The 9,510-nt window shown below is 44.7% G+C and carries 9 protein-coding genes; 6 read left to right on the forward strand and 3 right to left on the reverse strand.

Annotation, left to right across the window (positions count from 1 at the left end; all coding sequences use genetic code 11):
• The first annotated feature begins 35 nt into the window (after window positions 1-35).
• Complete coding sequence (locus tag G564_RS0112335) at window positions 36-1,793, forward strand: aromatic amino acid hydroxylase (RefSeq protein ID WP_029037931.1); 1,758 nt, start codon at window positions 36-38, stop codon at window positions 1,791-1,793.
• Here G564_RS0112335 and G564_RS0112340 read toward each other — a convergent pair whose 3' ends face one another.
• The 3 genes from G564_RS0112340 to alaS form a co-directional block, all read right to left on the reverse strand.
• Window positions 1,794-2,408 carry a DUF4230 domain-containing protein gene (locus G564_RS0112340; RefSeq protein WP_029037932.1) on the reverse strand — a complete coding sequence of 205 codons (615 nt, stop codon included), beginning with the start codon at window positions 2,406-2,408 and terminating at the stop codon, window positions 1,794-1,796.
• Between the two features lie 56 nt (window positions 2,409-2,464).
• Window positions 2,465-3,403, reverse strand: a complete 939-nt coding sequence (locus tag G564_RS0112345) for a GSCFA domain-containing protein (protein WP_029037933.1) — start codon at window positions 3,401-3,403, stop codon at window positions 2,465-2,467.
• 164 nt (window positions 3,404-3,567) lie between these two features.
• Window positions 3,568-6,180, reverse strand: a complete 2,613-nt coding sequence (gene alaS / locus G564_RS0112350; protein WP_029037934.1) for an alanine--tRNA ligase — start codon at window positions 6,178-6,180, stop codon at window positions 3,568-3,570.
• A 125-nt stretch (window positions 6,181-6,305) separates the two neighbouring features.
• Between alaS and G564_RS0112355 the strand changes: the two genes are divergently transcribed.
• The 5 genes from G564_RS0112355 to G564_RS0112375 are packed head-to-tail and all read left to right on the forward strand — an operon-like array spanning window position 6,306 to window position 9,444.
• Window positions 6,306-7,283 (forward strand): M23 family metallopeptidase, encoded by a 978-nt coding sequence (locus G564_RS0112355; RefSeq protein ID WP_029037935.1) that lies wholly within the window; start codon window positions 6,306-6,308, stop codon window positions 7,281-7,283.
• The gene (locus G564_RS0112360; RefSeq protein WP_029037936.1) at window positions 7,283-7,615 is read left to right on the forward strand and encodes a MerR family transcriptional regulator; all 333 of its coding nucleotides are present in this window, start codon (window positions 7,283-7,285) and stop codon (window positions 7,613-7,615) included. Before G564_RS0112355 ends, G564_RS0112360 begins: the two co-directional genes overlap by 1 nt.
• A gap of 1 nt (window position 7,616) precedes the next feature.
• A complete protein-coding gene (locus tag G564_RS0112365; RefSeq protein WP_029037937.1) occupies window positions 7,617-8,213 on the forward strand; it encodes a LemA family protein in 597 nt (198 codons plus the stop codon).
• 2 nt (window positions 8,214-8,215) lie between these two features.
• Complete coding sequence (locus G564_RS0112370; RefSeq protein ID WP_029037938.1) at window positions 8,216-8,650, forward strand: TPM domain-containing protein; 435 nt, start codon at window positions 8,216-8,218, stop codon at window positions 8,648-8,650.
• Window positions 8,650-9,444 (forward strand): TPM domain-containing protein, encoded by a 795-nt coding sequence (locus G564_RS0112375; RefSeq protein ID WP_029037939.1) that lies wholly within the window; start codon window positions 8,650-8,652, stop codon window positions 9,442-9,444. The genes G564_RS0112370 and G564_RS0112375 overlap by 1 nt, the downstream gene beginning before the upstream one ends.
• The last annotated feature ends 66 nt before the right edge of the window (window positions 9,445-9,510 follow it).

The raw sequence follows: 9,510 nt of genomic DNA on the forward strand, positions 1-9,510 counted from the left end.
TTTGTATCTTTAAAACCTGTTCATTTATTACAGCTATGGAACAAGAATTTGAATCAAACGAGATCATCGATAAGCTTCCGGCACACCTGAAGCAATTCATAAAACCGCAGAATTATGAGGACTACACTCCTATAAACCAGGCGGTATGGAGATATGTGATGCGCAAAAATGTGGACTACCTGAGTAAGGTAGCTCATTCGTCCTATCTGGAAGGTTTGAAGAAAACGGGGATCTCCATAGATCACATTCCAAACATGTACGGAATGAACAGGATCCTCAAGGAAATTGGCTGGGCCGCAGTAGCGGTAGACGGCTTCATTCCGCCGGCAGCTTTTATGGAATTCCAGGCGTTCAATGTACTGGTGATAGCCAGTGATATTCGACAGTTGGAGCACATAGAATACACCCCGGCACCAGATATCATCCACGAAGGTGCAGGTCATGCTCCTATTATAGCCAATCCAGAGTATGCGGAATACCTGCGCCGCTTTGGAGAAATTGGTTGTAAGGCCATTTCCAGTGCCAAGGATTATGAGATCTATGAAGCAATCCGTCACCTTTCAATAATAAAAGAAGCCGAAGACACTCCCGAAGAAGAGATCGTGACCGCCGAGAAAAAAGTGGATGAGCTGCAGAATGACCAGCGGGAACAGAGTGAAATGGCCCAAATAAGGAACCTGCACTGGTGGACCGTGGAATACGGACTCATAGGCACACCCGAAGATCCGAAGATCTACGGCGCCGGTTTGCTTTCTTCCATCGGAGAGAGTGCCTGGTGTATGACAGATAAAGTAAAGAAGATCCCTTACGACATCAGCGCTGCACAGCAGGAATTCGATATCACCAAACCTCAGCCCCAGCTTTATGTAACTCCCGACTTTGCTCACCTAAGCCTGGTACTGGAGGAATTTGCCAATAAAATGGCACTGCGCGTAGGCGGACTGGAAGGCCTGCAAAAGCTGATCAATTCCAAAAACATCGGAACTATTGAACTCAGCACCGGACTACAGATCTCTGGAAAATTCACACGTGTGATTGAAAATGATGGAAAACCTGCATATTTCCAGACCACCGGAGAAACTGCACTGGCTTCAAGAGAAAAAGAACTTGTGGGACATGGTAAAAAGAACCACCCCGATGGTTTCGGATCTCCCGTTGGCAGACTAAAAGGAATCAATTTGGCCATTGAAGATATGAGTCCGCGGGACCTGCGGGCCTATGATATATATGAAGGTGAACAGGTAGATTTCGAATTTGAAGGCGGTATAAAAGTGCAGGGAGAGATCATCACCGGAACACGAAACCTACAGGGAAAGATCATCTTGATAAGCCTTAAGAACTGCACCGTTACCTGGAAAGAGGAAGTGCTGTTCAAACCCGAATGGGGAAACTACGACATGGCAATTGGAAAAGAAGTGATCTCGGCCTTTGCCGGACCTGCAGATGCCAAATCCTTTAACCTTATCACACATACTCCATCTTCTACTACAATTAAAAGCAAGAAGACTCCGGAGCGTGAGGAACTGGAATCGCTTTACGAATCAGTGCGCAACATAAGGCAGGGAAAGAATACAAAATTCTCGCTGGATGCGGCTTTTGATCTGGTCAAAAAATATCATCTGAGGGATTGGCTGCTCTCTGTAGAGATTTTCGAATTAACCTCCGGTAAGGATGAAAAACTCGCTTCAAAAGTTCTGGAGCACCTGGAAGATGTAAAGGAAAGACGGCCCGAAGTTGCCCACCTCATCGACAATGGGATCGGACTTGTAAAGCCTGACCTGGTTACCGGATAATTACAGCTTTAGCTCCTGCATTTCACGGGCAGTGCCGAATTCCTCATCGTTGTAGGTAAGGGTCCAGCCAAGGGTATTCGTGAGGATATAGATCTTTTGCAGCTCGCTTATCAGACGGTTTTTCGCGTTGGATTTTAAAGTTGAATTCTCCACTTTTTCCCGCATGGATTTGTTGATGCGGGTCTTGATCTTGTTGTAATCATCGGCCGTGAACTGGTTGAGGTAGTCCTGCGTGATATCGTAGTATTTTATATCAGGATAAATACTGATCTCCTCCTCCGGAATATATTTTATATGCACGGTCTTATTCTCCACATCGACTTCGGTCACCAGTTTACTGAGATCATATGCAACCGTAGCTTTTGTGTTGACAACGATAAGTGCTCGTTTACGTGCCGGAAGCACGTCCAGGAACCGGTTCTTTGTATCTTTATAAGTATAGACCTGCGAAAAACTTCCCTCGGTCACCACCAGCTTCCCGACGTTTTTGATCTGCTGCTGAATTAATGCCGTACTTTCCTCAAGCCGGTCTCTTTCCGCATTGCGGTTTTCAAAGTAACGCCAGGCGAGGAAAATGATCAACACGGCAAGGGCACCAACAATATATTTCTTCATGTTCCTAAAATACGAATTAGTGAAAGTCTTTATTTGAAGAAAATGTGAAGATTTGCTCAGAAGCGAATTCCCGGCACCTCTTTCTCCAGTCGTTCTATTTTTTGCTGAAGATCTCTTCGGAATTTCTGATGTGCTTCGGAAGCTTCATTAAAAGGCCGGTGAGAAAGTCCTTTTTGAATGGTATCTACCCGCTTCATTATTTCGAAAGCCTCGGAAGCTATCCACGTCTGCCGGAATTTCTCCCAGATATAATCCACAGCGGTTTTATTCGGATGCACCATGTCTTCCGCGTAAAACCTGTAATCCCTTAGCTCATCCATCATGATCTCATACGACGGAAAATAAGCACAATATTCGTTTTCAGCGACTATTTCCTGGATCGAAGTGATGAGTCTGGCTTTGCTCTGCTGATTTTCAATAAAACCATCTTTCAAATGCCGCACAGGCGAAACAGTAAAAATGATCTTAGTTGAAGGATTCAGCGACCTCACAATTTCTGAAGTCTCAAAAAGGGCATTTTTGACCTCTGTTATTTCCTTGCTAAAATTCGCCTGTGGTACCTTGTGGCAGTTCGCCACTATTTCTCCCGATTCTTTCAACCTGTAGCCCCAGGCAGTACCCGGTGTGATGATCACATGGGTGGCCGATTTTAAAAAGTCGGCTGTTTCCTGCACGGCAGCATTCAGCTTGTTGAGGATCTCCTCCTTTTCTATCGAATTCAGGTCGGAATGTGCTTCGTAGCTATGCCAAACCTCGTTGTGGAAGAAAATATCGGCTTCTGTGAAAACATGCTGCTCTTTTACCCTTTTTAGGAAGTTATGAATGGCTGTGGGATGAAATAAAATTCCAAATGGGTTTAGCAGATTTTGAAATTTGAAGTACTCCAGTTTCTTCCCAATATTCTCCACAAAACAGGAGCCCAAAAGCAGCACTTTTGAGGGGTAACCAATTTTTGGTTCCTGAGGTGTTATGGGAACTGGAGTACGGAATTCCATTTTAGTTGTTTTGTAGACCTGCAAGGTTTTCAAAACCTTGTAGGTCTTTGTTCCTTTATCAAACCTACAAGGTCCAAAAAAGACCTTGCAGGTTTGGCTGGAATTCCGAAATGTTTCGATGAACCCTTTCAGGGTTTGGAACCCTGAAAGGGTTGATCATGCAGTCATTTCACAAACTCTTCCGCCTTTTGCAGCGCTTCGTTGAGTCCGGCGGGATTTTTTCCTCCTGCAGTGGCGTAAAATGGCTGTCCGCCACCGCCGCCCTGGATATATCTTCCGAGTTCTTTTACCACCTTTCCGGCGTTAAGGCCTTTTTCCTCAACCAGGCTTTTTGAAATATAGCAGGAAAGCATGGCTTTTTCATCCTGTTGTGCTCCAAAGAGCAGGAACAGGTTGTCAATTTCTTCTCCCAGCTGAAAGGAAAGATCTTTAATCCCGCCCATATCGAGATCTACCTTCTGAGCTAAAAAGTTTACTCCGTTGATCTCTTTGATCTGGCTCTTGAGATCTCCCTTGAGGTTTTTCGCCTTGTCGCGAAGCAGGGATTCGATCTGTTTTTTTAGTTCAGCATTTTCTTCCTGCAGGTTTACCACAGCCTTTACAGGATCCTGTGCATTTTTAAGCACTGCTTTTAATTCCGCAAAAGCTTCAGTTTGATTGGTAAAGTATTCCCTGGCTGCTTCATTTGTGATCGCCTCAATTCTTCGAATCCCCGATGCAACAGCCCCTTCAGAAATGATCTTAAAATGCCAGATATCTGACGTGTTTCCAACATGGGTTCCGCCGCAGAGCTCCATGGATTTTCCGAAGCGAACTGCACGGACCTTGTCCCCGTATTTCTCTCCAAAAAGGGCAATTGCTCCATCACTTATTGCTTCCTGATAGGTCATTTCACGATTATCGATAAGCGGAAGTTTTTCTGCTATTCTTGAATTGACAAAATCCTCCACCTGCTGTAATTCTTCAGCACTCACTTTACTAAAATGTGAGAAGTCAAACCGCAAATAATCACTTTGAACCATAGAACCTTTTTGCTCCACGTGAGTACCCAGGATCTCTCTCAATGCCTGGTGCAACAAGTGCGTGGCGCTATGATTCGCTGCAGTGCGCGCACGTTGTGCAGCATTCACTTTTGCCGTAAAGGTACCGGATAGATCTTGGGGAAGTTCTTTAGCTAAATGGATGATAAGGTTGTTCTCCTTACGGGTGTCTAAAATGTAAATTACAGCACCATTTTTTGCTTCCAGAACTCCCTTGTCCCCTACCTGGCCTCCGCCTTCGGGATAAAACGGTGTTTTACTGAAAACAAGCTGGAACAGTTCCCCTTCTTTTTTCGATTCCACCTTACGGTAGCGCAGGATCTCCACTTCGGCTTCCAGGCTGTCATAACCCACAAAACCTTCGGTCTCTGCTTCCTTCACCACCTGCCAGTCGCCCGAAGTTACTTTGGAGGCATTCCTGGAGCGGTCTTTTTGCTTCTGAAGCTCTGCTTCAAATCCTTTTTGGTCCAGGCTGTAGCCTTTCTCACTTAAGATAAGTGCAGTCAGGTCAATCGGAAATCCATAGGTGTCGTATAAGTCAAAGGCTTTTTTGCCTGAAATATTTTTGTCTTTGCTCTCCTTCATGATCTGATCAAGCATCACCAGTCCCTGATCAAGGGTGCGTAAAAAGGAATTTTCTTCCTCTCTTATCACATTGGTAATAAGGTTCTGTTGGGAGCGGAGTTCGGGAAAAGCCTCTCCCATCTGACTTGAAAGGGTCTCGACAAGCTTATAAACGAAGGCTTCTTTTTGATTGAGAAAGGTAAATCCATAGCGGATCGCTCTTCTCAAAATTCTTCGGATAACGTATCCTGCTCCGCCGCTTCCCGGCAGCTGTCCGTCGGCAATGGCAAAAGATACTGCCCGCACGTGATCTGCAATCACACGAATGGCAATATCAATTTCCTCATCTTTTCCGTAGTCGGAATTCGTTACCTCACTTATTTTTTTGATAAGCGGAGTGAAAACATCTGTATCATAATTGGATTTTACTCCCTGCAGTGCCATACAGAGGCGTTCAAAACCCATCCCAGTATCAACGTGTTTTTCAGGAAGTTTTTCCAGGGAACCATCGGCTTTCCGATTGAACTGAATAAAAACCAGGTTCCAAATCTCCACTACCAGCGGGTGATCATTGTTCACCAGATCTCTTCCGGGGGTATTTGTCTTCTCTTCAGCCGATCTGAGATCGATATGAATTTCAGAAGAAGGTCCGCAGGGACCCTGATCGCCCATTTCCCAGAAATTGTCCTTTTTATTTCCGTAGATGATGCGCTCTTCGGGCACAAGCTCTTTCCACAATTCAAGTGCTTCTTTATCCAGAGGAAGATCCTCCTCTGCACTTCCTTCGAAAACTGATACGTAAAGATCTTCCTTTTTCAGTTTATAAACTTCGGTAAGTAATTCCCAGGCCCAGCTAATGGCTTCTTTTTTGAAGTAATCTCCAAAACTCCAGTTCCCCAACATCTCAAACATCGTGTGATGATAAGTATCTTTTCCCACCTCTTCCAGGTCGTTATGCTTGCCGCTTACCCGCAGGCATTTTTGCGTATCGGCTATACGGCGGCTCTTGGGAGTTCCGTTGCCAAGAAAGAACTCCTTGAACTGGTTCATCCCTGCATTGGTAAACATCAGCGTGGGGTCATCCTTCACCACCATAGGTGCCGAAGGAACTATGCTGTGGGACTTATTTTGGAAAAATTCGAGGAATTTAGAACGTATCTCCTGGGATCTCATGAAAAGTTAAAATTTTTATATTATGCTTTCGGGAAAACAATTTTTATATTTGTTCGTTTCTCAAGCTGATTGTTGCACTGTTTTTGCAACATTTTAAGTAACGCAAAAATAGAATAATTTAACTTATGTCTAAGGTTAAATATTATTACGACAGCGAGACGCTTTCCTATAAAAAGATTGAGCGCAAGAAGGGCCGTCGCCTTGGAATTGCTGCCCTGAGTGTATTGGGTACTTTTCTCGCCGGCTTTGTTCTCCTGGTAATTTATCTCAATATTCCGCAGCTCGAAACTCCCAAAGAAAGGGCACTTTCCAGGGAACTCGAAAATATGAAATTACAGTACGACCTGCTTAACCGAAAAATGGAACAGGTTGAACAGGTACTGGCCAACGTGGAAGATCGGGACAATAACATTTACCGCCTGTACTTTGAAGCAAATCCCATTCCCGAAGAGCAGCGTCTTGCGGGATTTGGTGGTGTTAACCGCTATAAGGACCTGGAAGGCTTTGACAATTCCAAACTTATTATGGACAGCCATAAGAAACTTGATATGCTTACCAAGCGACTGGTAGTGCAATCCCGCTCCCTTGACGAAATTGTGGAGCTGGCCAAAGACAAGGAAAATCTTCTTACCTCTATTCCTGCAATCATGCCTATTAAAAATGAGAACCTGAAAAGAATGGCATCAGGTTATGGCTGGAGAACAGATCCATTTACCAAGGTTCGTAAATTCCATTATGGAATGGACTTCACTGCTCCCAGGGGAACTCCCGTATATGCTACAGGTGATGGAGTGGTGGAAAGAGCCGATAACAGATCCAGTGGCTATGGAAATCACATCAGGATCGACCATGGCTATGGCTATGTGAGTCTGTACGGTCACCTTTATAAATATAACGTGCGTAAAGGTCAAAGGGTAAAACGCGGAGATCTGATTGGATTTGTTGGTAGTACCGGCCGGTCCCAGGCGCCTCACCTCCACTATGAGATCTTTAAGGATGATGAGAAGATAAATCCTATCAACTTCTATTACGGACAACTTTCTCCTGCCGAATTCGATGAGATCCTGGAGCAGGCTCAAATTGAAAACCAATCTCTGGATTAATGCACGTAAACCTGCCCGATAAATTATACTACGGAATTGGAGAAGTGGCCGATGCTTTTGGTGTGAATACCTCTCTTATCCGGTTTTGGGAAAAGGAATTTGACGTCATTAAGCCGAAGAAAAACTCTAAAGGGAACAGGAAATTCACCAAAGAGGATATTAAAAACCTGGAATTGATTTATCACCTGGTAAAAGAGCGGGGATTCACACTGGAGGGTGCTAAAACTCACCTAAAGGAGGAGAAAAGCCGGAAAACATTATCTAACTTTGAGATCATTAGAAAACTGGAAAATATTAAGTCTACACTAACTCAACTAAAAAAAGAACTATAACATGAAAAAATGGCTTGTGCCCGTATTGATCATTGGGGCAATCATCCTGGGAATTTATTTATTATTCGTTGGTAAATACAACACAGCTGTAGAGAAGGAGGCAACAGCCGAAACTGCCTGGGCACAGGTAGAGAGTGCATACCAACGCCGTAGTGATCTCATTCCAAATCTTGTAAATACGGTCAAAGGAGCAGCAGATTTTGAAAGAGGAACCCTTACAGATGTTATTGAAGCCCGTGCAAAGGCAACTTCGGTAAATGTGGATCCCAGCAATATAACCGAGGAACAGCTACAGCAATTTCAACAGGCCCAGGGCCAGGTTTCTTCAGCTTTATCACGTCTTTTAGTAACCGTTGAGAGATACCCCGAATTGCGAGCTACACAAAATTTTCAGCAACTGCAATCACAGCTTGAAGGCACAGAGAACAGGATAAATGTTGAAAGGAACAGATATAATGAAACTGTAAGAGATTACAATGTTTTTATCAATAGGTTCCCTAACAACATGATCGTAGGCATGTACGGCTTTGACGAAATGCCTCTTTTTGCGGGAGATCCCGGTTCTGAAGTCGCACCAGAAGTTGATTTTGATTTTTAACAATGGCAAAAATTGAAGATTTCCTTTCTAAAGAAGATGAAGCCGAAGTTGTGGCAGCCATCCAAAAGGCCGAGCTAAAGACTTCGGGAGAAATTCGTGTGCATATCGAACACAGCTTTAAAGGTGATATCTGGGCACGTGCAATGGAGGTATTCCATTTGCTGAAAATGGACAACACCAAGGAAGACAATGGTGTACTTATCTATGTAGCTGTAGATGACAGGCAATTCATTATCTACGGCGATAAAGGCATCAACGCTGTTGTACCAAAAGATTTTTGGGAAACTACCAAGGAAGCCATTGTCGCACAGTTTAAAAAAGGAAATTTTAAACAAGGTTTAATCGACGGAATCTTAAGAGCCGGAAAAGAATTACAGGAACATTTTCCCTGGAGCGAGGGAGATCAAAATGAACTTTCGGACAAAATATCCAGATAATGAATTATTTACTGCGGAATTCCCTTTTTATACTTTTTATCCTCGGCATAAGCTTCACAGCGATTGCTCAAAGGGAAATTCCGCCGAAACCTTCGATGCAGACCAGCGTATACGATGAAGCCGGCGTATTGTCGGCAGAGGAAGAACGGGCCCTGGAACGGAAGCTGATCAACTACGCAGATACTACCTCAACACAGATCGTTATTGCCACCATAGCTTCTCTGCAGGGAGAATATATTGGTACTTATTCTGCTGAATGGGCAGATGAGTGGGGAATTGGACAAGCTGGTGAAGACAATGGCATTCTGATCCTCCTGGCAGAAGCAGAACGAAAGATCTGGATCACTACCGGTTATGGGATTGAAAGTACGCTCACAGATGCTCTTTCGAAGCAGATCATTGAAGGGATCATATTACCCGAATTCAGGTCCGGCAGCTATTACCGCGGGCTGGACGCCGGTACAGATGCTATTTTCCAGGTACTAAACGGCACCTTTGAAGGTGCAAGGCCGGCTTCGCGTGGTGACGGGGCTTCTCCCCGATTTGTTATACTATCCATTATTTTTATAATATTCCTCATTATCCTGAGCTCCAGAAACAAAAGAGGTGGCGGTCGTGGCAATTATCGGCGCGGCGGCGGACTCCTCGACATCCTTATTCTTAGTAGCCTTGGTCGCGGCGGATTCGGCGGTGGCAGTTTTGGCGGCGGAGGAGGCTTCGGCGGTGGCGGAGGTTTCGGTGGAGGCTTTGGCGGCGGCGGATTCGGCGGCGGTGGCGCCGGAGGAGGATGGTAGTAGCCCCGCGTTTTAACGCGGGAAAATCAAATTCCAAATCCCAAATTCCAATTTTTAATCCGTAGC

It is taken from the genome of Salinimicrobium xinjiangense DSM 19287 (assembly GCF_000423585.1).
GTDB classification, from domain to species: domain Bacteria; phylum Bacteroidota; class Bacteroidia; order Flavobacteriales; family Flavobacteriaceae; genus Salinimicrobium; species Salinimicrobium xinjiangense.

Coding starts and splice junctions, on each gene's coding strand:
- G564_RS0112370 (WP_029037938.1), top strand. CDS start 8,216: ATGGCAAAAATTGAAGATTTCCTTTCTAAAGAAGATGAAGCCGAAGTT.
- G564_RS0112375 (WP_029037939.1), top strand. CDS start 8,650: ATGAATTATTTACTGCGGAATTCCCTTTTTATACTTTTTATCCTCGGC.
- G564_RS0112335 (WP_029037931.1), top strand. CDS start 36: ATGGAACAAGAATTTGAATCAAACGAGATCATCGATAAGCTTCCGGCA.
- G564_RS0112340 (WP_029037932.1), bottom strand. CDS start 2,408: ATGAAGAAATATATTGTTGGTGCCCTTGCCGTGTTGATCATTTTCCTC.
- G564_RS0112365 (WP_029037937.1), top strand. CDS start 7,617: ATGAAAAAATGGCTTGTGCCCGTATTGATCATTGGGGCAATCATCCTG.
- G564_RS0112355 (WP_029037935.1), top strand. CDS start 6,306: ATGTCTAAGGTTAAATATTATTACGACAGCGAGACGCTTTCCTATAAA.
- alaS (WP_029037934.1), bottom strand. CDS start 6,180: ATGAGATCCCAGGAGATACGTTCTAAATTCCTCGAATTTTTCCAAAAT.
- G564_RS0112345 (WP_029037933.1), bottom strand. CDS start 3,403: ATGGAATTCCGTACTCCAGTTCCCATAACACCTCAGGAACCAAAAATT.
- G564_RS0112360 (WP_029037936.1), top strand. CDS start 7,283: ATGCACGTAAACCTGCCCGATAAATTATACTACGGAATTGGAGAAGTG.